This is a genomic window from Agromyces sp. NPDC060279 (genome assembly GCF_042726785.1).
GTDB lineage: Bacteria > Actinomycetota > Actinomycetes > Actinomycetales > Microbacteriaceae > Agromyces.
Genome location: NZ_JBHXBK010000006.1, coordinates 101,363 through 126,588, shown reverse-complemented (window position 1 = coordinate 126,588; position 25,226 = coordinate 101,363). Strand labels below are relative to the sequence as shown.

Here is a 25,226-nt window from a genome sequence, read left to right as displayed (position 1 = left end):
AGGGGGCAGCGATGACGACTGTCGACGAGGCCGTCCGCGCGGCCGCCGCCAGCGGGCTCGAGCGCAGCGAGCGCGGCGATCGGGCGGGCTGGCTCCGCGCGATCGCCGACGCACTCGAGGCGCACCGCGCCGAGCTCGTCGAGCTCGCGAACCGGGAGACCCACCTCTCCGAGGCCCGGCTCGACGGCGAGGTCACCCGCACCGCGACGCAGCTGCGCTTCTTCGCGGGGGTCATCGAGGAGGGCTCCTACCTCGAGGCGACCCTCGACCGTCCCGACGCCTCGCTGCTGCCGCCGCGGCCCGATCTGCGGCGCATGCTGCGTCCGCTCGGGGTCGTCGCCGTGTTCGCGGCGTCGAACTTCCCCTTCGCCTTCTCGGTGCTCGGCAACGACACCGCCTCGGCGCTCGCCGCCGGCGACCCCGTCGTCGTGAAGGCGCACCCGGGGCATCCCGAGCTGTCCCGCCGCACCGCGGCGATCGCCCGCGAGGCGCTCGCCGCGGCCGGCGGCCCGGCCGACGCGCTCGTGCTCGTCGAGGGGATGGATGCCGGCATCGAGCTCGTGCGCCATCCGCTCGTGCGCGCGGTCGGCTTCACCGGCTCGACCCGCGGCGGCCGCGCGCTGTTCGACCTCGCCGCCTCGCGCCCCGAGCCGATCCCGTTCTACGGCGAGCTCGGTTCGATCAACCCGGTCGTCGTGACGCCGGCCGCCGCCGCGGAGGACGCGGCCGGGCTCGCCGCGGGACTCGCCGGCTCGTTCACCCGCGACGGCGGCCAGTACTGCACGAAGCCGGGCCTCGTGTTCGTGCCCCGCGGCACCGGCTTCGAGGCCGCGCTCGCGACGGCTGCCGCCGAGGCCCCCGGCCAGCGCCTGCTCACCGAGGGCATGACGAGCGCGTTCGCCGAGGGGGCGAGCGGCATCGCCGCACGCGACGACGTCGAGCTCCTCGTCGACGGCGGCGCCTCGCCGGAGCCCGGCGTGTCCCGGCCGACCGTGGTCGCCACCGACATCGCGGCGTTCCTCGCCGAGCCGGCCGCGTTCCAGGAGGAGCACTTCGGCCCGCTCACCCTCCTCGTGCGCTACGACGACGCCGCGCCCGGCGGGGAGCTCGACCGGGCCCTCGCCACGCTCGAGGGCAGCCTCACCGGCACCGTCCGGCACGCGGCATCCGACGACGACGAACTCGTGACGCGGGCGAGCGCCGCGCTCGCCCGCATCGCCGGCCGCGTGCTCTACAACGGCTGGCCGACGGGCGTCGCGATCGCCTGGGCGCAGCACCACGGCGGCGGATGGCCCGCCTCGACCGCGTCCGTGCACACCTCGGTCGGCGCGAGCGCGATCCGGCGCTTCCTCACCCCCGTCGCGTACCAGGACGCGCCGCAGCAGGTGCTCCCGGTCGAGCTGCGCGACGGCAACCCGGCGGGCGTGCCGCGCCGGGTGGACGGGGTGCTCGAGGCGTAGCGCCGCCGGCGGCGGGAATGCAACGCGGCGTCACGCGGTTTCTGGAAGTCGGCGCCCTGTGCTGGACTACCGGGCGTCCCACCAGCGCCGCACACCCGCGGCCTTCCGAAACGGAGCACCACCGATGCCCAGTCCCCGCCGTCTCCGCGCCGCCATCGGCGCCGCCGCATCCCTCGCCGCCGTGATCGCCCTCGCCGCCTGCTCGAGCGGCGGCGCCGGCTCGGCGACCCAGAGCGGCTCGGCGGACGACGAGTACGGGCTGCTGAAGCCTGGCACGCTGACCGTCGCGACCGAGGGCACCTACCGGCCGTTCACCTACCACGAGGAGGGCTCGGGCGAGCTCGTCGGCTACGACGTCGAGGTCGCCGAGGCGGTCGCCGACGAGCTCGGGCTGAAGGTCGAGTTCCAGGAGACCCAGTGGGACGCGATCTTCGCGGGCCTCGAGGCGGGCCGCTTCGACGTCATCGCGAACCAGGTCTCGATCAACCCGGAGCGCGAGGAGAAGTACCTCCTCTCGACCCCGTACACCGTCTCGCCGAGCGTCGTCGTCGTGAAGGACGGCGACACCTCGATCACGAGCTTCGCCGACCTGAAGGGCAAGACCACCGCGCAGTCGCTGACGAGCAACTTCTACACGCTCGCCGAGGAGGCGGGCGCGAACGTGCAGGCCGTCGAGGGCTGGGCCCAGGCCGTCGCGCTGCTCGAGCAGGGTCGCGTCGACGCGACCGTCAACGACGAGCTGACCTACCTCGACTACGTCAAGGAGCACCCCGACGCGAAGCTCGCCGTCGCGGCCGAGACCGACCCGACCCAGAGCGCCTTCGCCTTCACCAAGCAGAAGACCGCGCTCGTGAAGGCCGTCGACGAGGCGCTCGCGAAGCTGCAGGCCGACGGCACGCTCGCGAAGATCGGCGAGAAGTACTTCGGCCAGGACGTCTCCCAGTAGTACCGTCCTGACTATGGCCGACGGCTGGCAGCTCTTCCTCGATTCCTTCTGGCCGATCGTCTGGGGCGCGGTGAGCGGGACCATCCCGCTCGCCCTCGCCTCCTTCGCGATCGGACTCGTGCTCGCCCTGGGCGTCGCGCTCATGCGGCTCTCCCGGAACCGGGTGGTCTCGGGCATCGCCCGGGTGTACATCTCGATCATCCGCGGCACGCCGCTGCTCGTGCAGCTCTTCGTGATCTTCTACGGGCTGCCGGCGATCGGCGTCGTCATCGATCCGTGGCCGAGCGCGATCGCGGCGTTCTCGCTGAACGTCGGCGGCTATGCCGCCGAGATCATCCGGGCGGCGATCCTCTCGGTGCCGAAGGGGCAGTGGGAGGCCGGCTACACGATCGGGATGTCGCACGCGACGACCCTGCGGCGGATCATCCTGCCGCAGGCGGCCCGCGTGTCGGTGCCGCCGCTGTCGAACTCGTTCATCTCGCTCGTGAAGGACACCTCGCTCGCCTCGCTCATCCTCGTGACCGAGCTGTTCAAGGTGTCGCAGCAGATCGCGGCCTTCAGCCAGGAGTTCATGCTCCTCTACCTCGAGGCCGCACTCGTCTACTGGATCATCTGCCTGGCGCTGTCGAGCGGGCAGAGCGCCCTGGAGCGGAGGCTCGATCGCTATGTCGCCCACTGATCCCGTGCCCACTGATCCCGTGCCCGCTCAGCCCGTGCCCGCTGAGCGCCCGCTGCTGACGGCGACGGGCCTCCGGAAGGCCTTCGGCGAGAACGAGGTGCTGCGCGGCATCGACTTCGAGGTGCGCCGCGGCGAGGTCGTCGTGCTGATCGGCCCGAGCGGCTCGGGCAAGACGACCGTGCTGCGCTCGCTGAACGGGCTCGAGACCCCCGACGCGGGCGTGCTCGACCTCGACGGCGGCCCCGTGATCGACTTCGCGGCGCAGACGCTCGGCCCCGCGAAGGCGGCGAAGCAGCAGCGGCTCGCCCTGCGCGACCGCTCGGCGATGGTGTTCCAGCACCACAACCTGTTCCCGCACCTCACCGTGCTCGAGAACGTCATCGAGGGCCCGGTGCAGGTGCAGCGCGTGCCGAAGGCGCGGGCGATCGCGGAGGCGACGGCGCTGCTCGAACGCGTCGGCCTCGCCGAGAAGCGCGACGCGTACCCCTTCGAGCTGTCCGGCGGGCAGCAGCAGCGGGTCGGCATCGTACGGGCGCTCGCGCTGAAGCCCGACCTGCTGCTCTTCGACGAGCCGACGAGCGCGCTCGACCCCGAGCTCGTCGGCGAGGTGCTGCAGGTGATCGCGGAGCTCGCCCGCGAGGGCTGGACGATGGTGGTCGTCACGCACGAGCTCGCCTTCGCCAGGCAGGCCGCCGACCAGGTGCTGTTCCTCGACGGCGGCGTGGTCGTCGAACGCGGCACGCCGCAGGAGCTCTTCACCGCGCCGCGCGAGGAGCGCACGCGTCGATTCCTCGACCGCATCCTGCGCCCGCTCGACTGAGCGGCCCGGCCCCGGCGGTAGCGTTGGGGGATGACTCCGCGCACCGACGGCCTCGCGTCGCCGGCCCGGGCGCGGGCGTTCACGAGGGCCAGACGGCTCGCCACCGGTCGGCAGCGCCGTGCGCTCGGCTGGTTCCGGCTCGGCATCGCCGCGCTCGAGGTCGTGGCCCTCATCGGCAACTTCGTCTACGTGCTCGGCTTCCGCGCCTTCGCCACCGCGAACTTCTTCAGCTACTTCACCGTGCAGTCGGCGTTCGCGGCGGTCGCGACGCTCGTGCTCGCGGGCGGCTACGCCCTGCTCGCGCCGCGCGACCCCCGCTGGCTCGGCACGCTCCGCACGATCGTGACCGTGTACGTCGTGATCTCGGGCATCGTCTTCGCCCTCATCGTGGCGAACGCCTCGACCCGCGACTACCGCATCGAGGTGCCCTGGTCGGACACGCTGCTGCACTTCGTCGTCCCCGCGCTCGCGCTCGTCGCCTGGACCGTCGACGCCGCCCTCGCGGTGAACCCGCGGGTGCCGTGGTCGACGCTCGTGTGGGTGCTCGGCTACCCGGTGCTGTGGCTCGGCTACACGCTCGTCCGCGGCGCCGACGTCGGCTGGTACCCGTACTTCTTCCTCGACGAGACGCAGGTGGGCGGCCCGTGGGGCGTCGCGCTCTACTGCGCGGTCGTGCTCGTGATCTTCGTGAGCGTGACGGCCGGGCTCGTCGCGCTCAACCGCGGGCTGTGGCGTACGGCGAGAGATCGACGAGCACGGCGTTCTGGAACGTCTGATCGTCGAGCCGGTCGAGCAGCCGTGCCTGCGACGCCGCGATGACGCCGACGAGCACGGGCTCGCCGCCGAGGTCGATCCAGCCCGCGACATGCGAGGGCGTCTCGACGGTGAGCAGCTGCGGCATCGCCGCCTGCGCGTCGGCCGTCGTCTCGCCCTCGCCCGGAGTCGCATCCCGCCAGAACGCCTCCTCGAAGCGGAGCCAGACCAGCTCGACGGCGCCCGTGCGGAGGGCGGCGATCGCCTCCTGATGCCCGGCGGGCAGCGCCGGCTCGAACGCGAAGGCGTCGGACTGCAGCACCCCGAGGGGGACGGCGACGATCACGCGGTCGGCGGCGACGGACTCGCCGGAGTCGAGACGCAGGCCGACCCGCCGATCGGTGATCGTGACCCGGGTGACCGCGCTGCCCGCGGCGACGTCGAGGCCGTCGGCGAGCCGGTCGGTGACGTCGGCGAGCCGACCGGTGACGAGGCGGCGGGAGGCCCCGGCGAGCCCCGCGAAGTCGGTGCGCCCCGAGACGAGGGTGGCGCCCGCGCCGGTCAGCGGTTCGACGCCCGTGCGGATGGCGTGCTGCACCCAGGCGAGCCCCTCGGGCGGCAGCTCGCTCGCGCCGCTCGCGCGGAGCGCGTCGGCGAGGGAGCGGTCGACGTCCTGCGCCAGGGCCCACTCCTGCGCGCGGGCGAGGGCGTCGGGGCCGGTGGCGGGCACCTCGAGCACCGTGCCGTCGGCGGCCCGGGTCCGGGTGCTGCTCGCGAAGGGCTCCGTCGCGACGTCGCTCGCCGAGAGCAGGGCGGTGAGCTCCTCGTCGTCGTCCACGAAGAGCGGGCCGAGCTCGACCTGGCGGCCGAACGCGGCATCCTCCACCGAATCGATGCGCCCGCCGATGCGCGTGCGCGCCTCGACGACGATGACCTCGAAGCCCTCGTCCTGCAGCACGCGGGCCGCGGCGAGCCCCGCGAGGCCGGCGCCGACGACGGCGACGCGCTCGCCGGGCTCGGCGCGCTCGACGAGCGAGCGGGCGGCGAGGCGGCCGGAGGAGAGCGCGCCCTGCAGCGTGCCCGGCGCCTCGGCCGAGCAGGCCTCGCCGGCGAACCAGACGCGGTCGGCGACGGGCTCGGCGAGCGCCTCGCGCAGCTCGGGCGTCGTGCCGACGGCCTGGAAGCCGAAGGCGCCGCGGGCGAAGGGGTCGGTCGCCCAGGTGGAGCGGCGCATGGCGCTCGGCAGCGGGATGCCGGCCGGCGCGCTCGGCGTCGGAGTGGGGGAGAGGCTCGGAGTCGGCGCGGGCGAGCCGCTCGGGGTCGGCTTCGGGCCCGTCGTGCAGCTCGCGAGCGCGAGCGAGGCGGCCCCCGCCAGCCCCGCGGCCAGGAGCGCTCGGCGGCTCATGCCGCCACCGTCAGCCCGCTCCCGCATGCCTCTCAGGCTAGCCGGAAACGCGAGATCGCCCGCGTCCATGCGGACGCGGGCGATCGTCGGGGTCGTGCTGCGGCTCAGGCGGTGTAGCCGTCGGCCACCGTGAGGGCCTCGTCGATGACGTCGAGACCGCGCACGAGCTCGTCCTCGGTGATGACGAGCGGCGGGGCGACGTGCGTGCGGTTGAAGTGCACGAAGGGCGAGACGCCGTTCTGCTTGCACGCCGCGGCGAGCGCGGCCATCGGGGCGGCGGCCGCCCCCGAGGCGTTGAACGGCACGAGCGGCTCGCGGGTCTCGCGGTCCTTCACGAGCTCGATCGCCCAGAACAGGCCGAGGCCGCGAACGTCGCCGACCGAGGGGTGCTTCGCCTGCAGCTCGGCGAGGCGCGGGGCGACGACGCGCTCGCCCAGGTCGCGGACCCGCTCGAGGATGCCGTCGCGCTCGAACACCTCGAAGGTCGCCACGCCGGCCGCGCAGGCGAGCGGGTGCCCCGAGTAGGTGAGCCCGCCCGGGAAGGCGACCGTGTCGAAGTGCGCGGCGATCCGCTGCGAGATGACGACGCCGCCGAGCGGCACGTAGCCCGAGTTCACGCCCTTCGCGAAGGTGATCAGGTCGGGGGTCACGCCGAAGTGGTTCACCGCGAACCACTCGCCGATGCGCCCGAAGCCGACCATGACCTCGTCGGCGATGTAGACGATGCCGTAGCGGTCGGCGAGCTCGCGCACGCCCTGCAGGTAGCCGGGCGGCGGCACGAGCACGCCGTTCGTGCCGACGACGGTCTCGATGATGATCGCGGCGATCGTCGAGGCGCCCTCGAGCACGATGACCTGCTCGAGGTGGGCGAGGGCGCGCGCCGTCTCCTCCTCGGGGCTCGTCGAGCCCCACGCGGAGCGGTACTCGTAGGGGCCGAAGAAGTGCGCCACGCTGCCGTCGCTCGGCTCGTTCGCCCAGCGCCGCGGGTCGCCCGTGAGCGAGATCGCGGTGGCGGTCGAGCCGTGGTAGCTGCGGTACATCGAGAGCACCTTGCGGCGCCCGGTGACCTGGCGGGCCATCCGCACCGCGTACTCGTTCGCGTCCGCGCCGCCGTTGGTGAAGAACACCTTGTCGAGGTCGCCGGGGGCGACCTCGGCGATGCGGCGGGCGAGCTCGCCGCGCACATCGGAGGCCATCGACGGCTGGATCGTCGCGAGCCGGCCCGCCTGCTGCTGGATCGCGGCGACGAGGTCGGGGTGCTGGTGGCCGAGGTTCAGGTTCACCAGCTGGCTCGAGAAGTCGAGGTAGGCGTTGCCCTGGTAGTCCCAGAACGTCGAGCCCTCGCCCGTGGCGACGGGCAGCGGGTCGATGAGGGCCTGCGCGCTCCAGGAATGGAACACGTGCGCGCGGTCGTCCGCGCGCACCTGCGCGTCGCCGGCGGCGTCGGGCAGGGCGTGCGTCGCGCCGTGGCGGTCGGTGTAGCTGGCGGTCTCGGTCAGCGTGTCGGTCATGATGCTCCTTGCCGGTTCAGCGAGGCGGGTCAGTGGTTCTGCGGGAAGCCGAGGTTGATGCCGCCGTGCTGGGCCGGGTCGAGCCAGCGGCTCGTGATCGCCTTCTCGCGGGTGAAGAAGTCGAAGCCGTGCGCGCCGTAGGCCTTCGCGTCGCCGAACAGCGACTGCTTCCAGCCGCCGAAGGAGTGGTAGGCGACCGGCACGGGGATCGGCACGTTGATGCCGATCATGCCGACCTGGACCTCGTTCTGGAAGCGGCGGGCCGCGCCGCCGTCGTTCGTGAAGATCGCAGTGCCGTTGCCGAACTGGCCGGAGTTGATGAGCTCGAGGCCCTCGTCGTAGCTCGCGACGCGGACGACCGAGAGCACCGGTCCGAAGATCTCCTCGGTGTAGGCGCGCGAGGTGGTGGGCACCTTGTCGAGCAGGGTCGGGCCGAAGAAGAAGCCGTCCTCGTGGCCGTCGACCGTGAAGCCGCGGCCGTCGACGACGATCTCGGCGCCGTCGGCCTCGGCGATGTCGACGTAGGAGGAGACCTTGTCGCGGTGCACCGCGGTGATGAGCGGACCCATGTCGGGCTCGACCCCGTCGGTGCCCGCGCCGTTGCCGATCTTCAGCTTCGCGATGCGCTCGGTGATCTTCGCGATCAGCTCGTCGGCGACGGGCTCGACGGCGAGCACGACCGAGATGGCCATGCAGCGCTCGCCCGCGGCGCCGTAGCCCGCGTTGATGGCCTGGTCGGCGACGAGGTCGAGGTCGGCGTCGGGCAGCACGAGCATGTGGTTCTTCGCACCGCCGAGGGCCTGCACGCGCTTGCCGTGCTTGGAGGCGGTCTCGTAGATGTACTGCGCGATCGGGGTGGAGCCGACGAAGGAGATCGACTGCACGATCGGCGAGGTGAGCAGGCCGTCGACGGCGAGCTTGTCGCCCTGCAGCACGGTGAAGACGCCGTCGGGCAGGCCGGCCTCCTTCCACAGCTCGGCGAGCCAGAGGGCGGCGCTCGGGTCCTTCTCGCTCGGCTTCAGCACGACGGCGTTGCCCGCGGCGATCGCGATGGGGAAGAACCACATCGGCACCATGGCGGGGAAGTTGAAGGGGCTGATGATGCCGACGACGCCGAGGGGCTGCTTGATCGAGTACACGTCGATGCCCGTCGAGGCGCTCTCGGAGAAGGCGCCCTTGATGAGCGAGGGGAAGCCGGTCGCGAGCTCGACGACCTCCTGGCCGCGGAGGATCTCGCCCATCGCGTCGGAGAGCACCTTGCCGTGCTCGGCGGTGATGATCGCGGCGAGCTCGCCCCGGCGGGCGTTCAGCAGCTCGCGGAAGGCGAAGAGCACGCTCTGGCGCTTGGCGATCGAGTAGCCGCTCCAGATCTCGAAGCCGGCCTGCGCCGAGGCGATGGCCGCGTCGATCTCGGCCTGGTCGGCGAGGGCGACCTCGGCCTGGACGGCGCCCGTGGCCGGGTTGAAGACGGGGGCGGTGCGGCCCGAGTTCGAGGCGCGGTGGCCGCCGTCGACCCAGTGGCCGATGACCGGCACCTGGGCCGTCGAGCTCGTGGCGGATGCGGTCTCGGTCGTGCTCATTGCGTCTCCTCCTGGGGGGGTCGAACCGGCCGGGCCGGACAGAATGCCCGGAGCTCGGCTAAGCTTGTGTTTCCCAGTGTTGCAGAGCCGAAGTGAGTGAAGCGGTGGCAGATCGTCGCGAAGATGAGTCGATCCGAACGGAACGTCCGAGCCCGGTCGCCGACGGTGCAGGACTGCCGACGGTGCGCGAGCTCCTCGCCCTCCCTGCGCTCGCCGAGGGCGTGCCCGAGGTGCTCGTCGGCGGCGAGGCGCTCGACGCCCGGGTGCGCTGGGCGCACGTCTCGGACAGCGCCGGGGTCGCCCGCCTCCTCGACGGCGGTGAGCTGCTGCTCACGACCGGCTCCGGCTGGCCGACCGAGCCGGAGGAGCTGGCCGGGCTGATCGGCGGCCTCGTCGACGCCGGGCTCGCGGGCCTCGTGCTCGAACTCGGCGTGCACTACCGCTACGTGCCCGCCGTCGTCGCCGAGGCGGCCGAGCGCCGGGGCCTCGCGCTCGTCGCGCTGCACCGCGAGGTGAAGTTCGTCGCCCTCACCGAGGCGGTGCACGGCCGCATCATCTCCGCCCAGACCGCCGCGCTCGTCGCCCGCGACGAGGTGCGCGAGCGCTTCACCGGCCTCGCACTGCGCGGCTCCCCGGCGGACTTCATCGTGCGCCAGCTCGCGGCGACGCTCGGCTCGGGAGTCGTGCTCGAGAACCTCGCGCACGAGGTCGTGAGCGCCGAGGTGCCGCCGAGCGAGGAGGAGCCGCTGCTGCGGCAGTGGGAGGCGCGCTCCCGACGTGCGCACCGCGGTGACGCGGAGGGCTGGCTCATCGTGCCGGTCGAGGCGCGCGGGCTGCGCTGGGGGCACCTCGTGGCCCTCGCCGGCCCGGAGCATCCCGCCGGTCGCCACGCGGTGCTCGAGCAGGGCGCCACGGCGCTCGCCTTCGGCCGGCTCGCCGACGCGGGCGGCGACGAGTGGGCGCGCATCGGGCGGCAGCGGCTCGTCGACGCGCTCCTCGAGGGGCGCTTCGCCGCGCTGCCGAACGCCGCGGCGAGGCTCGAGGCGGCCGGGTTGCCGATCGCGCACGGGGTGCAGTTCGGCGTCGTCGCCTCGGGCGCCGAGATCTCCGGCGAGCGGGCGGATGCCGCGGCGCGCGCGCTCGGCGGGCGGGCGCTCGCCGGCGTGCTCACCGAGGGGCAGGCCCCGGCCGCCGTGCTGCTCGTCTCACTGCCGGAGGCGACGCGCTTCGCGGTCGACGAGACCGGCGTGCTCGCCTTCGCCCGCTCGCTCGTCGAGGAGCCGGCGGCCCGGGAACGGCTCGTGCTCTCGGTGGGACAGGCGGCGCACGGCCTCGCCGAGCTGCTCGCCTCGGTGCAGCAGGCGCGCGACCTCGCCCGGGTGCCGGTGCCGCGGGGCACGCGCGGGCCCGTCGTCCGGCGCGCCGACGACCGCCCGCTCGTGCGGCTGGTCACCTCGCTGCGCGACGACCACCGCCTGCAGGAGCACGGCGAGCGCATGCTCGCGCCGCTCATCGAGTACGACCTCGCCCGGGGCGGCGACCTGCTCGACGTGCTCGCGGCGATGCTCGCGCACCCGGGCAACCGCACGGCGGCCGCCTCCGCCTCGCACCTATCGCGCTCGGTGTTCTACCAGCGCATTGCGCTCATCGCCGAGCTCCTCGACGCCGACCTCGACGACGGCGAGACGCTCACGGCGCTCCATCTCGCGCTGCTCGTGCGGCGCAGCGGCGGCCGCTGAAGCAGGTTCAGGCATCCGTTTACTTGCTATTGACAAGTTGACTTGCAAAGAGCAAGCTAAAAGCGTCCACGCACCATCTCGACGACGAAATCGGAGCACGCCATGTCCGCCACCAGCATCTTCGTGAACCTCCCCACGACCGACCTCGAGCGCTCGAAGGCGTTCTACGAGGCGCTCGGCTTCAGCATCAACCCGCTCTTCACCGACGAGAACGCCGCCTGCGTGGTGCTCGACGAGAACGTGTACTTCATGGTGCTCACCCGCGACTACCTCGCCACCTTCACCGACAAGCAGATCATCGACCCGAAGACGCACGCGCAGGCGCTCATCGCGCTCAGCCGGGAGTCCCGCGAGGGCGTCGACGAGGTGCTCGCCAAGGGCCTCGCCGCGGGCGGCACCGAGCCGCGCGAGGCGCAGGACTACGGCTTCATGTACTCGCGCGACCTGGAGGACCCGGACGGCAACGTGCTCGAGTTCCTCTTCATGGAGCAGGCGGCCGCCGAGCAGGGCCCCGACGCGTACCTCGCCGGCCAGGCCTGACGAGGCGGCCGTGGGCACCCGCGCCGCGCGCGGCTTCGGCCAGTACAGCGGCGTCGCACGCGCTGTCGAGCGGGTCGGCGAACGGTGGGCGCTGCTCATCGTCCGCGACCTGCTCGGCGGTGCGCGCCGGTACAGCGACCTCAAGGCGTCCCTGCCCAGGATCCCGACGAACATCCTGAGCGACCGGCTCAAAGAGTTGCAGGAGGCGGGCCTCGTGCGCCGCGTGCCGAGCGTGCGCGGCGGCTATGAGCTCACCCCGCTCGGCCGCGGTCTCGAGCCCGTGGTCCTGGCGCTCGAGCGCTGGGGCTGGTCGGTCCTCGGCGATCCGGGCGAGGGCGAGACGATGAGCGCCGATGCGCTCGGCTTCGCGCTCTCCGCGGCATTCCGGCCGGATGCCGCGGCGGCGCTCCCGCCGACGGAGTACGTGCTGACGCTCTCCGGGGCGGAGCCGCCCGTGGCGGTCTCGGCGATCGTGGTCGCCGGCACCCTCGACGTCGTCCCCGTCGGCTCCGGCGCGCTGCCCCAGCCGCGACGGCGCTCCGCGCTCGAGCCGGTGCCGGAGGCGGTGCTCGAGCTCGAACTGACGCCCGCGGCGCTGCGCGCCCTGCTCGCCGACGGCGTGGCGGACCGCCCGGCGGCGGCACCGTTCGCCGGCGATGCCGAACTGCTCGAGCGCTTCACCCGCACCTTCCGCATCGAGCCCGTCGGGCCGCCTCCCGGCGCTGCGGGGTCCACGGGCGTCGCGGTCGCGTAGCCGTTACCGGAGCGATATCTCCGCGCCGCCCGGTGGACCGCATCGTGCGGATACGCTGAGCCGACCACTGCAGCTGAACGGCTTGGGGGAGACGATGACGGGAACGAGCGCGGGCGGGCGCGCCAGGATCGCGGGGGCGATCGCGACGATCGGCGCGTTGCTGCTCGCGGGCTGCGCGAGCGGGCCGGAGCCGACGCCGCGCCCGACGGCGAGCGAGACGCCGATCCCCACGCCGACGCCGTCACCCAGTCCCACGCCGAGCCCGACGCCCACCCCGACGGTGGCCGCGCCGGACCCGGCCGATCCGTCGAGCTGGCTGATCAGCGTCGACGGCATCGAGCCGATCCAGCGCGGGGCGGCCTACCCCGGGGCGATCGATTCGCTGACTGAGCTGTACTCGGTCGAGCCGTCCGGGCTGTGCCCGGAGCTCGTGTACCTGAAGCACCCCGACAAGGCAGGGCTGCTTGTGATCCTGTCGGACGACGGCTCCACGGTGCACCGGGTCTCGGTGTCGAGTTCGACGCGTGACGCCGGCTGGCCCCACGACGGCGGCGCGACCGCCGCGGGCATCAGGCTCGGATCGACCGAGGCTGAGCTCGCAGCCGCCTATCCGGATCTGGAGCTCGTGATCGATCGCCCCAGCTCGATCGTGTACGCGGTCGGCGACGACGCGGCGGGCTGGATCGATTTCCTCGTCATCGACGGCGTCGTCTGGAGCATCATCGCCGCAGACACGAAGTTCGTCCCGCAGGAGCTGTGCGCGTGAGCGTGCGAGGCGGTGCCGCCACGCTCGGGGGTCTCGCGATCGCGGCGCTGCTGCTCGCCGGCTGCGCGAGCGAGCCGAAGCCGACGCCGACCCCGACGGGGAGTGAGACGCCGACGCCCACCGCGACGCCGACGCCCACCGTGGCGGCCCCGGACCCCGCCGACGTCACCACCTGGGTCATCAGCGGCGCCGGATTCGGACCCGTCAGTCGCGGAGCGGCGTATCCGGGCGTCGCCGAGCCGCTCACCGCCTTCGAACTCGCGCCCGTCGACGAGGGCTGCCCGAGGCTCTCCACGCTCTCGCCGGTCGGGGACTCGTCGGACGCCGCGGCGCTGCTGCTCATCGTCTCGGAGGCGGGCGACGCCGTCGAGGACGTGTGGGTGTCCGGCTCGCCGGACGCCTCCGGCGCGCTGCCCCTCGCCCCGCGCACCGCCGAGGGCATCGGCCTCGGCTCGAGCACCGACGAGCTCACCGCCGCATATCCGGAGCTGCAGCAGATCGCTCAGGTGAGCGCGGAGGCCTTCGGCTACGCGGTCGGCGACGAGGAGCGCGGCTGGATCGACTTCATCGTGGTCGAGGACGTCGTCACGAGCATCGGCTCCTCGGCCGAGCCCCGGGCGCCGAAGGAGTTCTGCGGTTAGGCGAACGCCCGGCGCACCTCCTCGTGGGGCAGCGCGTAGCTCGCATGCCCGTCGCGGCCGACGAGGTCGCGGGCGGCGACGAGGGCGTTCGCGACGGCCTCCTCGACGGCCTCGACCGTGGCGCGGTAGAGCGGGTCGATCGCGCCCCACGGCACGAAGTCGAGCCGCTCGAGCCCCTGGTTCGCCCCGCGACCGAGCTGCGAGGTGAGGGCGCCGGGGTTCGCGGTGGAGAACGCGAGGAAGATGTCGCCCGAGAAGTGGCTGCCCGTCGTACCGGTGCGGGCGAGGCCCAGCGGCACCCGCCGGGCGAGGGCCTCGCACTGCCCCGGGAGCAGCGGGGCATCCGTCGCGACCACGACGATGACGCTGCCGGCGCCCGCAGCGGCTTTCGTGCGCTCGCCGTCCCGCACGAACCAGTCGTCGTCCTCGATCGGCTTCGGGGCGGCGGACTCCCGGCCGAGCGGCCGGCCGGCGAGGCGCAGCTCGTCGCGGTCGCCGAAGTTCGCCTGCAGGAGCACGCCGACGGTGTACGCGCCGCCCGCGGTGCTGACGACGCGCGACGCCGTGCCGGTGCCGCCCTTGAACGCATAACAGTTCATGCCCGTGCCGCCGCCGACGTTGCCCTCGGCGATCGGGCCGCCCGCGGCGGCGTCGAGCGCGGCGCGCGCGTGCTCGGGCCGCACGTGCCCGCCGTTGATCTCGTTCAGATAGCCGTCCCAGGTCTCGCCGACCACGGGCAGCATCCACTGCGCGGACACCCCCGGGTGCGTCTCGTGCACCCACTCGTCGACGCCCTGGTGCACGGCGCCGACGGCGTGCGAGTTCGTGATCGCGATCGGGAGGGCGAGGGCGCCGGCCTCGTCGATCCAGCTGCGCCCGGTGAGCTCGCCGTTGCCGTTCAGGGAGTAGGTGCCGGCGGCGCAGGGCACGCCGACGCCGTCGCGGCCGCGCGGCAGGATGGCCGTGACGCCGGTGCGCGCGGTGCCCGCGTCGTCGGGGCCGCTCACGAGGGTGGTGTAGCCGACCTGCACGCCGGGCACGTCGGTGATCGCGTTCGCCGGGCCGGGCGCGCCCTCGAAGGGCACCCCGAGGTCTCTGGCCCGCGCGGACTCCACGGGGGACTGGCTGGTGGTCGTCATCGACACTCCTCGTTCTCGAACGCCCGTTCAACTTTCGGGTGACGATCACGCTAGCACGCTTGACAGCGTGCAGCAGCGTGGGTTGAATGAGCGTTCAGATTCTGCCGCAGCGAACGCGGCTGCCCCCAGGCCGAGGAGACGATGATGTCTGAACACCCGATCAACACCGCCGAGCGTGCCCCGTCCACCCGAAGAGGCTCGCTCGCCGCCGGCCGGCTGGGCGTCGGCGACGTCGTCTTCTTCGTCGTCTCCGCCGCCGCGCCGCTCACCGTCGTCGCGAGCGCCGCGCCGACCTCGATGCGCATGGGCGGCATCGGCGCGGCGGGCGCCATGCTCGTCTGCGCCGTCGTGCTGATCCTCTTCGCCCTGGGCTTCACCGCGATGTCGACGCACGTGCGCAACACCGGCGCCTTCTACGCCTACGTCTCGCGCGGCCTCGGCAAGCCGGCCGGCCTCGGGGTGTCGTTCGTGACGATCTTCGCCTACGCGATCCTCACGGTCTGCTTCTACGGCTTCATCGGTTTCTTCGGCGAGCTCACCTTCGGCGGCCTCTTCGGCATCCAGCTGCCCTGGGTGGTCTGGTCCCTGATCGCCGCCGCCGTGGTCGCGCTGCTCGGCTACCGCAAGATCGACGTCGGCGCGAAGGTGCTCGGCGTCCTGCTGACGGCGGAGGTCGCCATCCTCCTCGTGCTCTCGGTCGCCGTGCTGGTGCAGGGCGGTCCCGAGCGGTGGAGCGCCGCGCCCTTCGACCCGAAAGAGATCTTCTTCGCCGCCGGCGCCGGCAGCCTCTTCGTCGTCGGCTTCGGCGCGTACCTCGGCTTCGAGGGCACCGCGATCTACGCCGAGGAGGCCCGCAACCCGCGGCGCACCGTGCCGATCGCCACGTACCTCGCCATCGGCTTCCTCGGCGTCTTCTACGCCTTCACCTTCTGGATGCTCACCGTCGCGTTCGGCGCCGACGGGGTGATCGAGATCGCCCGCGGCGACGCCTTCGAGACCATGGTGTTCGCCGCGGGCGCCGAGTACCTCGGGGACTGGGCCGCCGCCGTCATGCAGGTGCTCATCGTGACGAGCTTCTTCGCGTGCCTGCTCGCCTTCCACAACGCGTCAAGCCGCTACCTCTACTCGCTCGGTCGCGAGCGGCTGCTGCCGGCCGCCCTCGGCCGCACGCACCCGAAGACGAAGGCGCCCTACGTCGCGAGCGCGGTGATGAGCGTGATCGCCGTCGCCGCCATCCTCGTCGCGTTCCTGCTGGGCGCCGACCCCTTCCTGCAGTTCGCGATCTGGACGTACGCCACGGGCGTCGCCGGCCTCGTCTTCGCCCAGGCGGTCGCCGCGGTCGCCGTCGTGGGCTTCTTCGCGAGGAACCGCCGCGGGCACAGCGTCTGGCGGGTGATCGTCGCGCCCGCGGTCGGGGCGGCCGGCCTCATCACCGGCTTCCTCCTCATCGCGTTCAACTTCGAGATCGTGACGACGATGACCGGCCCGATCAACTGGGTGCTGCTCGCGCCCACCCCGCTGCTGTTCATCGTCGGTATCGTGATCGCCATGATCATCCGCCGACGCGACCCGGGCCGCTACGCCGCGCTCGCCGAGAACCTCGACGACGAACGGGCCGAGGCGTGACGCGATCCGCGAAGCACGCGCAGCGCCGCGACGACCTCGTCGCGGCGCTGCGCCGCGTCGCGCGGGAGCGGGGGATGGCCCAGGCCAATGTGCGCGCCGTCGCCGCCGAGGCCGAGGTGAGCGCCGGCAGCGTGCTCTACTACTTCGACAGCTTCGAGCAGCTGCAGTTCGCCGCCGTCGAGGGCGTGCTCGAGGAGTTCTACGAGCGCCGACGGGCGATCGCCGAGCGGGAAGTGGATGCCGCGGCGAGACTCCGCGCGCTCATCGAAGCCGGCGTGCCCGACGTGATCAGCGACGACCTCCGACTCGTCTACGAGAGCATCGGGCTGCTGCGCGAGAAACCGCAGTACAAGCCGCTGCACCGCTCGATCGTGGAGCGGCAGGTGATGCTGTACCGCTCGACGATCGAGGTCGGCACGGCGCTCGGCGCGTTCCGGCCGCGGCAGGAGCAGGCGACGATCGCGCGCAACCTCGTCGCGCTCGAGGACGCCTACGACCTCTACCCGCTGATCGGGGTCGAGCTCGACCGGGCGGCGTGCCGCCGGGCGGTCGTCGAGTACGCCGAGCTCGCACTGGACTGCGCGCTCGGCTGACGCGCGCCGTGCGCGCCGTGCGTGCCGTGCGCGCCGTTCAGCGCAGGAAGCGCAGGTAGTCCACCGCGGGGTCGACCGCCGCGCCCACGGTGAGCACCGCTTCGGCGACCTCCTCGCCGGCGCCGAGCTCGAGGGCGACCGAGCCGTCTGCCCGCACCGCGCGCGAACCGCCGACGAAGCGCAGCCCTTCGGCCTCGCCCACGGCGTTGACGTAGACGTGCGGCAGGCGGTTGTCGAGCGCCCGGGCCCGCGAGGCGAGCTCGTGGTCGGCCAGGTAGGGGGCCATGTTCGCGGCGACCGAGACCAGCAGCTCGGCCCCGGCGAGGGCGAGCCGGCGCGCCGGCTCCGGGAACTCGATGTCGAAGCAGATCAGTGCGCCGATCGCGGTGCCCGCCGCGGTGCCGAGCAAATCGTCCTCGCCCGGGACGAAGGCCTCCGCCTCCGCACCGAAGAGCAGGCGCTTGCGGTACACGGCGGCGAGCCGGCCCTCGGCGTCGATGATCGCGAGCGCGTTGTGCACGGCGCCGTCGGGGTGCGAGGCATCCCGCTCGCCGCGCTCGGCGAAGCCGAAGGCGATGGCCGTGCCCGACTCGGCGCAGGCGGTCGCGAGCTCGGCGAGCAGCGGGTCGTCGAGCGTCAGGGCGAGCTCGCCCACGCGCTCGCCGGAGTACCCGCAGAGGAACAGCTCCGGGAAGACGGCGAGCTCGGCATCCGGATGGCCCGCCAGCACCTCGCGGATGGTCGCCGCGTTCGCCCGGAGATCGCGCGGTGCGGCCGCGAGCTGCGCGAGGACCACCCGGAGCTCGCGCTCCCGGGCGGTCCCCGCGTACCCGTTCATCTACTTCGCGACGAAGGACAGGCGGCGGTTCGCGAACTCGCCGATGCCGATCGGACCCATCTCGCGGCCGAAGCCGGAGCGCTTCACGCCGCCGAAGGGCAGCTCCGCGGCCTCCGCGGCGATCGTGTTGACGTGGGTCATGCCGACCTCGAGCCGCGAGGCGACGCGCGCCGCGCGCGCCTCGTCGGTCGAGAACACCGAGCCGCCGAGGCCGAGGTCGCAGTCGTTCGCGAGCTCGAGGGCCTCTTCGTCGCTGTGCACCCGGTAGACGGTCGCGACCGGTCCGAAGATCTCCTCGCGGTACGACGCGGAGTCGCGCGGCACGCCCGTGAGCACGGCCGGCGAGTAGTACGCGCCGGGGCCGTCGGAGAGCACGCCGCCCGCCTCGAGGGTCGCACCGGCGGCGACCGCCCGCTGCACCTGCTCGTGCACCGTCTCGGCGGCCACCCGCGTGGACAGCGGGGCGTACTCGCCCTCGCCGAGGGTGAGCTGGTCGCCCGGGACGAGGCCGTCGGCCAGCTTCTTCAGCTCCGCGACGAACTCGTCGTAGATGTCGTCCATGACGATCATCCGCTTGTTCGAGTTGCAGACCTGGCCGCCGTTGTAGACGCGGAAGTCCCACGCCGCCTTCGCGACGCTCGCGACGTCGTCGGCGTCGAGCACGACCATCGGGTCGATGCCGCCGAGCTCGAGCACGCACTTCTTCAGGTGCCGGCCCGCCTGCTCGCCGATGATCGCCCCGGCCCGCTCGGAGCCGGTGAGCGAGACGCCCTGCACCCGGTCGTCGGCGATCATCGTGGCGATCTGCTCGTGCGAGGCGAAGACGTTCTGGTAGCCGCCGACGGGCACGCCCGCCTCCTCCATGATCTCCTGGATCGTCAGCGCCGAGCGGGCGCAGATGTCGGCGTGCTTCAGGATGATCGTGTTGCCGAGCACCAGGTTCGGGGCCGCGAAGCGGGCCACCTGGTAGTAGGGGAAGTTCCACGGCATCACGCCGAGCAGGGCGCCGATGGGCAGCTGCTCGATGACCGCCTTGCCGGGGATGGTCGAGGGGATCTCGTAGTCGGTGATGAGGCTCGGCCCGTGCACCGCGTAGTAGTCGATGATCGCGGTCGCGAACTCGACCTCGTCGATCGACTCGGCGAGGGACTTGCCCATCTCGACCGCGATCAGGCGGGCGAGTTCCTCCTTGCGCTCCTCGAACAGCTCGGCGACGCGCTTCACGACGGCGGCGCGCTCCTGAACGCTGCGCTCGCGCCATTCGCGGTAGGCGCCGTCGGCCGCCGCGAGCGTCTGCTCGATCTCTGCGTCGGTCGCGACCTCGAAGGTCTCGACGATCTCGCCGGTCGCGGGGTTCTGCACCCGGTACTTCGCCATCTTGGCTCTCCTTCGTCTTCGTGGGTCTGTGGCGCGGGCGGCGGGCCCGCGCGGGAGCGCTCAGCGCTCGATGAACACCTTGCGCAGCGGTTCGCGCACGGTCCAGATGGTCTGCATGCCGGCTTCCAGGCGCACCACCGAGCCTGGCGCGAGCACGATCGCGTCGCGGGCGGGCTCGACGAACTCGACGGTCGCGTCGCCCGCGAGCACGACGAACACCTCGTCGACCTCGGTGTCGCGCATCGTGCCGCGGCTCATCTCCCAGATGCCGATCTCGCCCGCCGCCGAGACGTCGAGCGGCAGGTACGCGGTGCTCGGCTCGCCGGCGACGGACTGCTCGGCGGGCACCGGCTCGTGCTGGAGCGCGACGGCCGGGCCGTCGACGAGCGCGCCGGGTGCGAGGCGCTCGGCGCCCTGCTGCTCGGCGCCCTGCTGCTCGGTGCCCTGCTGCTCGGTGCTCTGCTGTTCGGTGCTCACGAGTCGAACCCGAGGCCGAGGGCGTCGAGGGTCTTCAGCAGCACGTTGCGCTTGCCGCGGTTGTGGTCGGCGCGGTCGAGCGACCAGCGGGTCGCGTTGATGCCGATCGCGGCGGCCGGCTCGGGCGGGAACGGCAGCGGGCGCTTGCGCACCATCTCGAGCTGCGTGCGCTCGTTGTCGCGGCGCTCGAGCAGGTCGAGCATGACCTCGGCGGCGAAGCGGGTCGAACCCACCCCGAGGCCGGTGAAGCCCGCCGCGTACGCGATGCGGTGCTCGCGCGCCGTGCCGAAGAAGGCGGTGAACTGGGTCGAGGTGTCGATCGCCCCGGCCCACTGGTGGCTGAACTGCAGGCCCTCGAGCTGCGGGAAGGTCGTGAAGAAGTGGCTCGCGAGCTTCTGCCACGACTCGGGGCGGTTCTCGTACTGCTCGCGCACCTTGCGGCCGTAGTGGTACACGGCGTCGTAGCCGCCGAAGAGGATGCGGTTGTCCTTCGAGAGCCGGTAGTAGTGGAACTGGTTCGCCATGTCGCCGATGCCCTGGCGGTCCTTCCAGCCGATCGAGTCGAGCTGTTCGGCCGAGAGCGGCTCGGTCATGAGCACGTAGTCGTAGACCGGCACGGTCATCAGACGGTTGCGCTTCAGCAGCGAGGGGAACACGTTCGTCGCGAGCACCGCGTGCTTCGCGTCGACGCGTCCGCCGTCGGTGACGACGCTCACGGCACCCGTCGAACCGGGGGTATCGAGGCGGCGCACCGGCGACTGCTCGAAGATCTCGACGCCGCGCTCCTCGGCGACGCGCGCGAGCTCGGCCGCGAGACGGGCCGGGTGCACCATCGCGTTCGTGCGCTTCTCCCACACCGCGCCGAGGTAGGTCGGGGAGTGGACGGATGCCTGGGCCGCGGCCTCGTCGAGGAAGACGACCTCGTCGGCCTCGCCCGCTGCGGCGGCTTCGTCGGCCCATTCCCGCAGCCACTCGAGCTGGTGCTCCTCGATCGCGGGGGCCAGCTGACCGGTGCGCTCGAACTCGAAGTCCATGCCGTAGCGCTGCTCGCTCGCCTCGATGGCGTCGAGGTTCTCGAGCCCGAGCCGGTCGAGGAGCGGCATCTCCTTCGGCCAGCGGGAGAGTCCGTTCTCGCGGCCGTGCGTGAGGCTCGCCTCGCAGAACCCGCCGTTGCGGCCCGACGCCGCCCAGCCGACGCGCTTCGCCTCGACGAGGACGACGTGCGACTCGGGCGCGCGCTCCTTCGCGAGGAGCGCCGTCCACAGGCCGGTGTAGCCGCCGCCGACGATGACGAGGTCGGCGACGATGTTGCCGGCGAGCTTGGGCCGGGAGGGCTTCAGCGCCTCCGGCAGGTCGTCCCGCCAGAAGACCGAGTGGCGGGTGTCGGCGAGCGCATGCTCGATGACGGATGAAGAGGGTCGACGTCGTTCGAAGACGGTGGTGCCCACGGGGATCACTCCGATGCGTGTTTGGTTCCCACCATCCTGACGCGGCGGCGGCCGGGCCGCCAGCCCGCCGCTGTCGCGGAATCGGGGCGCCTCCGGACAGATTGACGGGATGCGGTCGGCCGTCGCCGGCTCAGCTCGCGGGGGCGTGCTGCTCGAGGAACTCGTAGACCTCGGTCTGGTCGACGCCCGGGAACGTGCCGGTGGGCAGCGCGGCGAGCAGGCTCGTCGGCGTGCGCGCGGCCGGCCACGAGGCATCCGCCCACTTGTCGGCGAGCCCCTCCGGCGCCTGGCAGCAGCTCGGGTCCGGGCAGCGCGAGACGGCGCGGTGCGGCGTCTCCCGCCCCCGGAACCACTTCACGTGCTCGAAGGGCACGCCGACCGAGACCGAGTACTCGCCCTCCTTCGCCTTCTCGATGCGGGAGGTGCACCAGAAGGTGCCGGACGGAGTGTCCGTGTACTGGTACCAGGGGCTGAAGCGGTCCTCGACGTCGAAGACGGTGCGGGCCGTCCAGTTGCGGCAGACGGTGGTGCCCTCGACGGCGCCGAGCGCGTCGGAGGGGAAGCGGACCCGGTCGTTCTCGTACGCCTTGATGATCGTGCCGGACTCGTGCACCTTCATGAAGTGCACCGGGATCTCGAGGCGAGCGGTCGCGAGGTTCGTGAAGCGGTGGCCGGCGGTCTCGTAGGAGACCGCGAAGTGGTCGCGCAGCTCCTCCATCGAGATGCGGCGCAGGTTCTTCGCCTCAGCGAGGAAGCGCACGGCGGCCTGCTCGGGGAGGAGGATCGCCGCGGTCAGGTAGTTCGTCTCGACCCGCTGGCGCAGGAACTCGCCGTAATCGCGCGGCTCCTCGTGGTGCAACAGATGGCTCGCGAGCGCCTGCAGGATCGGTGAGCGGGAATCGCGCGAGGGGGACTGCTGGGTGGGCAGGTAGATGCGCCCGTGCCGCTTGTCGGTGACCGAGCGCGTCGAGTGCGGCAGGTCGCCGACGTAGTGCAGGGAGTAGCCGAGGTGCGAGGCCATGTCGGCGACGAGCTGGTGCGAGACGGGCCCGCCGGTGTGGCCGACCGCCTCGAGGAGCTCGGCGGCGACGCGTTCGAGCTCGGGGTAGAAGTTGTCGCGGGCGCGCATCTCGGCGCGCAGCTCCGCGTTCGCGCGGCGGGCCTCCTCCGGCGTCGCCGCGCGCTCGCGGTGCAGGCGGTCGATCTCGTTGTGCAGCGCCAGGATCGTCTGCAGGGTCTGGTCGTTCATCGTCTTCGCGACGCGGAACGGCTCGAGCCCGAGTGCTGCGAAGACCGGACCGCGCTGGGCGCGTTCGACCGCGATCTCGAGCGCGGCGCGCTCGCTCGGAGCGTCGGCGCGGAGCAGCTCGTCGACCGTGGTGCCGAGCGCGAGGGCGATGGTGCGGAGCATCGAGAGGCGCGGCTCGCGCTTGCCGTTCTCGATCGCGGAGACCTGGCTGGGCGCCCGATCGATCGCGCGGGCCAGCTCGCCGAGCGTCATGCCGCGGGCAGTGCGGTGCTCGCGGATGCGGCGGCCGAGCGTGAGCGCGTCGACCTCGCCGGCGGTGGCGGTTCCATCGGCGGCTGCGGTGGCGGCAGCGGTGCCCGGCTCGGGCGGGGTTCGATCGACGGCGATCATGTCAACGATGGTCACATGCGATGGCGGATGCCGCAAACGGAACTTCTGCAAGAATTCTGGCCTCGTGGGGCGGTGGTGCGGGTTCTCAGGGGTGATTGGGGCGAATTCGCGGGCAATGGAGTGAAGAAGCTGCGAAGTGCTGAAGCCGTGGAGTGCGGCCGTGCCGAGTGGGCGCGCGGGCGCGCGGGCGCGGGTTCGCGGGCTCGCGGGCTCGCGGGCTCGCGGTTCAGCTCCCGATCAGGAGCTCCTCGGCACTCGTGATCTCCGCATAGCTGTCGCCGAGCGCGGCCATGAACGCGGCGTGCACCTGGGCGGCGGGCACGGTCACGCCGTCGAAGCTGAGGTCGGGTGCCGCGCAGGCATCGTGCACGACGGTGACCTGGAAGCCCAGGTCGGCCGCGGCCCGGACGGTGGCATCGACGCACATGCTCGACATCATGCCCATGACGACGAGCTGGGGCGCTCCCTCGGCGGCCTCGGCGGCCTCTGCGGCGGTCGCCGCGTGCTGCTCGCGAAGCACGCCTTCGAGCCCGGTGCCGAGGAACGCGTTCGGAAGCGCCTTCGTGAGCAGCGTCTCGTCGTCGCGCGGTGCCACACTCGGGTGGATCTCAACGCCCGGGGTGCCCGGCTGGAAGAACGCCGCATCCGGAGCATCCCAGATGTGTTGGATGTGCACCACCGGCTCGCCGCGCTCGCGCCACGCGGCGAGCACCTCCGCAGCCCGGTCGGCTGCGGCCTCGGGCCCGACCAGCGGGTGCCGGCCGCCGGGGAAGTAGTCCTGCTGGATGTCGATGATGAGCAACGTGCGGGTCATGCGCTCACGCTAGCTGGAGGTTGCGGCGTCGCGGGTGCGCTTGGCGAACTTCGGCGGGGCGCGCCGCGGGAAGCACCGGGGGCGCGCCGGCGCTTCGCGAATCGTTCGGCGATCCGCCTCTCGCTCGCGAGATTTCCCGGACGGGGAACCTGCTGCGGATCGAGATGCGCCGGCGGGACGAACCAACTGCGGTCGTCGTGCACGTGGATGCGCCAGCCGTCGCGGTGGACCCGATGGTGGTGGTGGCTGCACAGCATGATGCCGTTGCCGGTATCGGTGCGCCCCTCGTCGCGCTGCCACCACGCGATGTGGTGCGCCTCGGCGTAGCCCGGCGGCCTGAGGCATCCCGGCCAGGCGCAGCCGCCGTCGCGGTCGACGAGGACGAGTTTCTGCTCAGTGCTGAAGAGTCGGGCCGCGCGGCCCAGATCGAGTCGTGCGCGGCCCTCGCCGAGGAGGAGCGGGCTGATGCCCGCGCTCAGGGCCAGAGCCCGGGCGGTCGCGATCGAGACCGGCTGATCGATGCCGTCGATCGTCGCGTGCCCCTCGCCGGTGGTCAGCGCTTCGGCGTCGACCCTGGCGACGACGGTCACGCGACGCAGCGCGGTCGGCGCGTCGCCGCAGCCGAGGGCGTGCCGGGCGAGATCGGCGAGCGCGTCGGCGTTGAGCTGCGCGATCGAGCGGTCTTCGCGGAACAGCGGGTCGACGGAGGCGCGGCCAACGGGGTCGTGACCGCTGCCGCGGGCCTCGGTGCGGTTGCCGCCTCGCCCGGCGCGCAGTGCGGCGCCGACGAGCGCATCGACCGCGGTCTTGATCGCGGCTCCGCTCTCGGGGTCGAACGCCCCGCGCACGAGCACCATGCCGAAACGGTCTTCGCGGATCGAGAGCGAGCGTCGAGCGCGCAGCTCGTCTTCGCGCGGCTGCACTCCGTCGGGGTCGAGGTGCGCCTCGAGTCGCTTGATGAGGGCGTGCAGGCCGTCGATGCCGACGACGGGCGCACGCTCGACGAGCAGGGTTTCGGCGGACGCCATCGCCTCGGGCTCGCATCGGAGGGCGATGCGATCGAGGAATCGGACGATGACGCCGGCCGCATCCACGCAGAGTTCGCCGCGGTGCATCGCCGCAGCGACGAGCGGGCGCTTCGCCGGGAGCTCCTCGTCGAAGAAGCTGCGCCTGGCGGAGATGGCCCGACCGACCTCGATGAGGCGGACCGCGTCGATGCTTCGGCCTCCGCCGGCGGCAGTGAGGAGCTTGGCGGCGTTCGGGAACCCGTGCTCGCGGGCGAGGTCGGCGTCGACCTCTCCGCACGAACGGTCGGCGAGCTCGGCCGCGCACCGAGCCTGCAGGGCCTCGAGGGCGCGCGCCGCTCTGGCGAGTGCTTCGACCGTGCGGACCAGCCCCGCTCCGCTCATCGCGTGCACTTCGGCGTCGACGCCGTTCGCCGCCCCGGCCAGCGCGCCGACCCAGGTCGCGACCGCGTCGGCGGCGGCGTCGGCGAAGGGGGTGACGGCGGTCGTGGAGTGCATGCCCCTATTGTGGCCCGATTCCGCAGTTAATTCGAAGAAATGTTCGACTTGTGGATAAACTCCGAACGCGGTCGCTGCGCTCGAGTACGCTCTGGATTACTCGGCAAGGCGGAGCATCGAGGTGACGTCGAATCGACGAGTGGCCAGAGGCTGAGGGC

At 72.7% G+C, this 25,226-nt stretch carries 23 protein-coding genes; 12 read left to right on the top strand and 11 right to left on the bottom strand.

Going from position 1 to position 25,226, the window contains the following annotated elements:
- Positions 1-11: 11 nt before the first annotated feature.
- The 5 genes from ACFWE1_RS15205 (at position 12) to ACFWE1_RS15185 (ending at position 4,724) form a co-directional block, all read left to right on the top strand.
- A complete protein-coding gene (locus tag ACFWE1_RS15205) occupies positions 12-1,460 on the top strand; it encodes an aldehyde dehydrogenase (NADP(+)) (RefSeq protein ID WP_376934249.1) in 1,449 nt (482 codons plus the stop codon).
- A gap of 124 nt (positions 1,461-1,584) precedes the next feature.
- Entirely contained in the window at positions 1,585-2,406 is an 822-nt protein-coding gene (locus ACFWE1_RS15200; protein WP_376934248.1) for an amino acid ABC transporter substrate-binding protein, read from the top strand.
- Between the two features lie 13 nt (positions 2,407-2,419).
- A complete protein-coding gene (locus ACFWE1_RS15195) occupies positions 2,420-3,085 on the top strand; it encodes an amino acid ABC transporter permease (protein WP_376934247.1) in 666 nt (221 codons plus the stop codon).
- A complete protein-coding gene (locus ACFWE1_RS15190; protein WP_376934246.1) occupies positions 3,072-3,905 on the top strand; it encodes an amino acid ABC transporter ATP-binding protein in 834 nt (277 codons plus the stop codon). The genes ACFWE1_RS15195 and ACFWE1_RS15190 overlap by 14 nt, the downstream gene beginning before the upstream one ends.
- Before the next feature lie 30 nt (positions 3,906-3,935).
- Positions 3,936-4,724 (top strand): Pr6Pr family membrane protein, encoded by a 789-nt coding sequence (locus tag ACFWE1_RS15185; RefSeq protein WP_376934245.1) that lies wholly within the window; start codon positions 3,936-3,938, stop codon positions 4,722-4,724.
- Here the strand turns inward: ACFWE1_RS15185 and ACFWE1_RS15180 are convergent.
- From ACFWE1_RS15180 to ACFWE1_RS15170, 3 genes are all read right to left on the bottom strand, one after another.
- Entirely contained in the window at positions 4,621-6,063 is a 1,443-nt protein-coding gene (locus ACFWE1_RS15180; protein WP_376934244.1) for an FAD-dependent oxidoreductase, read from the bottom strand. The genes ACFWE1_RS15185 and ACFWE1_RS15180 overlap by 104 nt on opposite strands.
- Before the next feature lie 104 nt (positions 6,064-6,167).
- Complete coding sequence (locus ACFWE1_RS15175; RefSeq protein WP_376934243.1) at positions 6,168-7,574, bottom strand: aspartate aminotransferase family protein; 1,407 nt, start codon at positions 7,572-7,574, stop codon at positions 6,168-6,170.
- A 29-nt stretch (positions 7,575-7,603) separates the two neighbouring features.
- Positions 7,604-9,154 carry a CoA-acylating methylmalonate-semialdehyde dehydrogenase gene (locus ACFWE1_RS15170; protein ID WP_376934242.1) on the bottom strand — a complete coding sequence of 517 codons (1,551 nt, stop codon included), beginning with the start codon at positions 9,152-9,154 and terminating at the stop codon, positions 7,604-7,606.
- Between the two features lie 104 nt (positions 9,155-9,258).
- Between ACFWE1_RS15170 and ACFWE1_RS15165 the strand changes: the two genes are divergently transcribed.
- The 5 genes from ACFWE1_RS15165 (at position 9,259) to ACFWE1_RS15145 (ending at position 13,594) form a co-directional block, all read left to right on the top strand.
- The gene (locus ACFWE1_RS15165) at positions 9,259-10,893 is read left to right on the top strand and encodes a PucR family transcriptional regulator (protein ID WP_376934241.1); all 1,635 of its coding nucleotides are present in this window, start codon (positions 9,259-9,261) and stop codon (positions 10,891-10,893) included.
- 102 nt (positions 10,894-10,995) lie between these two features.
- Complete coding sequence (locus ACFWE1_RS15160; protein ID WP_376934240.1) at positions 10,996-11,433, top strand: VOC family protein; 438 nt, start codon at positions 10,996-10,998, stop codon at positions 11,431-11,433.
- A gap of 10 nt (positions 11,434-11,443) precedes the next feature.
- Positions 11,444-12,187 carry a winged helix-turn-helix transcriptional regulator gene (locus ACFWE1_RS15155; protein WP_376934239.1) on the top strand — a complete coding sequence of 248 codons (744 nt, stop codon included), beginning with the start codon at positions 11,444-11,446 and terminating at the stop codon, positions 12,185-12,187.
- A 94-nt stretch (positions 12,188-12,281) separates the two neighbouring features.
- Positions 12,282-12,953: a hypothetical protein gene (locus tag ACFWE1_RS15150; RefSeq protein ID WP_376934238.1), complete on the top strand. Its 672-nt coding sequence runs from the start codon at positions 12,282-12,284 to the stop codon at positions 12,951-12,953.
- Positions 12,950-13,594, top strand: coding sequence for a hypothetical protein (locus tag ACFWE1_RS15145; protein WP_376934237.1), 645 nt, complete (start codon positions 12,950-12,952; stop codon positions 13,592-13,594). The genes ACFWE1_RS15150 and ACFWE1_RS15145 overlap by 4 nt, the downstream gene beginning before the upstream one ends.
- On the opposite strand, the gene ACFWE1_RS15140 is transcribed toward ACFWE1_RS15145, so the two are convergent.
- Positions 13,591-14,733 carry a P1 family peptidase gene (locus tag ACFWE1_RS15140; protein ID WP_376934236.1) on the bottom strand — a complete coding sequence of 381 codons (1,143 nt, stop codon included), beginning with the start codon at positions 14,731-14,733 and terminating at the stop codon, positions 13,591-13,593. The genes ACFWE1_RS15145 and ACFWE1_RS15140 overlap by 4 nt on opposite strands.
- A gap of 144 nt (positions 14,734-14,877) precedes the next feature.
- Between ACFWE1_RS15140 and ACFWE1_RS15135 the strand changes: the two genes are divergently transcribed.
- Positions 14,878-16,359, top strand: coding sequence for an APC family permease (locus tag ACFWE1_RS15135; protein WP_376934235.1), 1,482 nt, complete (start codon positions 14,878-14,880; stop codon positions 16,357-16,359).
- On the top strand, positions 16,356-16,952 hold the full coding sequence (locus tag ACFWE1_RS15130; protein WP_376934234.1) for a TetR family transcriptional regulator: 597 nt from the start codon (positions 16,356-16,358) through the stop codon (positions 16,950-16,952). Before ACFWE1_RS15135 ends, ACFWE1_RS15130 begins: the two co-directional genes overlap by 4 nt.
- 37 nt (positions 16,953-16,989) lie before the next feature.
- Here the strand turns inward: ACFWE1_RS15130 and ACFWE1_RS15125 are convergent, their stop codons facing one another.
- The 7 genes from ACFWE1_RS15125 to ACFWE1_RS15095 all read right to left on the bottom strand — a co-directional run bounded on the left by ACFWE1_RS15125 (position 16,990) and on the right by ACFWE1_RS15095 (position 25,068).
- Entirely contained in the window at positions 16,990-17,790 is an 801-nt protein-coding gene (locus ACFWE1_RS15125) for a nitrilase-related carbon-nitrogen hydrolase (RefSeq protein ID WP_376934233.1), read from the bottom strand.
- A complete protein-coding gene (locus ACFWE1_RS15120; RefSeq protein ID WP_376934232.1) occupies positions 17,791-19,167 on the bottom strand; it encodes an NAD-dependent succinate-semialdehyde dehydrogenase in 1,377 nt (458 codons plus the stop codon).
- A gap of 60 nt (positions 19,168-19,227) precedes the next feature.
- Positions 19,228-19,644 carry a cupin domain-containing protein gene (locus ACFWE1_RS15115; protein WP_376934231.1) on the bottom strand — a complete coding sequence of 139 codons (417 nt, stop codon included), beginning with the start codon at positions 19,642-19,644 and terminating at the stop codon, positions 19,228-19,230.
- Positions 19,641-21,092, bottom strand: coding sequence for an NAD(P)/FAD-dependent oxidoreductase (locus ACFWE1_RS15110; RefSeq protein WP_376934230.1), 1,452 nt, complete (start codon positions 21,090-21,092; stop codon positions 19,641-19,643). Before ACFWE1_RS15110 ends, ACFWE1_RS15115 begins: the two co-directional genes overlap by 4 nt.
- Positions 21,093-21,222: 130 nt before the next feature.
- The gene (locus ACFWE1_RS15105) at positions 21,223-22,731 is read right to left on the bottom strand and encodes a helix-turn-helix domain-containing protein (RefSeq protein WP_376934229.1); all 1,509 of its coding nucleotides are present in this window, start codon (positions 22,729-22,731) and stop codon (positions 21,223-21,225) included.
- A gap of 226 nt (positions 22,732-22,957) precedes the next feature.
- On the bottom strand, positions 22,958-23,545 hold the full coding sequence (locus ACFWE1_RS15100; RefSeq protein ID WP_376934228.1) for a cysteine hydrolase family protein: 588 nt from the start codon (positions 23,543-23,545) through the stop codon (positions 22,958-22,960).
- Positions 23,542-25,068, bottom strand: coding sequence for a DUF222 domain-containing protein (locus tag ACFWE1_RS15095; protein ID WP_376934227.1), 1,527 nt, complete (start codon positions 25,066-25,068; stop codon positions 23,542-23,544). The genes ACFWE1_RS15100 and ACFWE1_RS15095 overlap by 4 nt, the downstream gene beginning before the upstream one ends.
- Between the last annotated feature and the right edge of the window lie 158 nt (positions 25,069-25,226).

Coding starts and splice junctions, on each gene's coding strand:
- ACFWE1_RS15205 (WP_376934249.1), top strand. CDS start 12: ATGACGACTGTCGACGAGGCCGTCCGCGCGGCCGCCGCCAGCGGGCTC.
- ACFWE1_RS15200 (WP_376934248.1), top strand. CDS start 1,585: ATGCCCAGTCCCCGCCGTCTCCGCGCCGCCATCGGCGCCGCCGCATCC.
- ACFWE1_RS15195 (WP_376934247.1), top strand. CDS start 2,420: ATGGCCGACGGCTGGCAGCTCTTCCTCGATTCCTTCTGGCCGATCGTC.
- ACFWE1_RS15190 (WP_376934246.1), top strand. CDS start 3,072: ATGTCGCCCACTGATCCCGTGCCCACTGATCCCGTGCCCGCTCAGCCC.
- ACFWE1_RS15185 (WP_376934245.1), top strand. CDS start 3,936: ATGACTCCGCGCACCGACGGCCTCGCGTCGCCGGCCCGGGCGCGGGCG.
- ACFWE1_RS15180 (WP_376934244.1), bottom strand. CDS start 6,063: ATGAGCCGCCGAGCGCTCCTGGCCGCGGGGCTGGCGGGGGCCGCCTCG.
- ACFWE1_RS15175 (WP_376934243.1), bottom strand. CDS start 7,574: ATGACCGACACGCTGACCGAGACCGCCAGCTACACCGACCGCCACGGC.
- ACFWE1_RS15170 (WP_376934242.1), bottom strand. CDS start 9,154: ATGAGCACGACCGAGACCGCATCCGCCACGAGCTCGACGGCCCAGGTG.
- ACFWE1_RS15160 (WP_376934240.1), top strand. CDS start 10,996: ATGTCCGCCACCAGCATCTTCGTGAACCTCCCCACGACCGACCTCGAG.
- ACFWE1_RS15150 (WP_376934238.1), top strand. CDS start 12,282: ATGACGGGAACGAGCGCGGGCGGGCGCGCCAGGATCGCGGGGGCGATC.
- ACFWE1_RS15140 (WP_376934236.1), bottom strand. CDS start 14,733: ATGACGACCACCAGCCAGTCCCCCGTGGAGTCCGCGCGGGCCAGAGAC.
- ACFWE1_RS15135 (WP_376934235.1), top strand. CDS start 14,878: ATGTCTGAACACCCGATCAACACCGCCGAGCGTGCCCCGTCCACCCGA.
- ACFWE1_RS15125 (WP_376934233.1), bottom strand. CDS start 17,790: ATGAACGGGTACGCGGGGACCGCCCGGGAGCGCGAGCTCCGGGTGGTC.
- ACFWE1_RS15120 (WP_376934232.1), bottom strand. CDS start 19,167: ATGGCGAAGTACCGGGTGCAGAACCCCGCGACCGGCGAGATCGTCGAG.
- ACFWE1_RS15105 (WP_376934229.1), bottom strand. CDS start 22,731: ATGATCGCCGTCGATCGAACCCCGCCCGAGCCGGGCACCGCTGCCGCC.
- ACFWE1_RS15100 (WP_376934228.1), bottom strand. CDS start 23,545: ATGACCCGCACGTTGCTCATCATCGACATCCAGCAGGACTACTTCCCC.
- ACFWE1_RS15095 (WP_376934227.1), bottom strand. CDS start 25,068: ATGCACTCCACGACCGCCGTCACCCCCTTCGCCGACGCCGCCGCCGAC.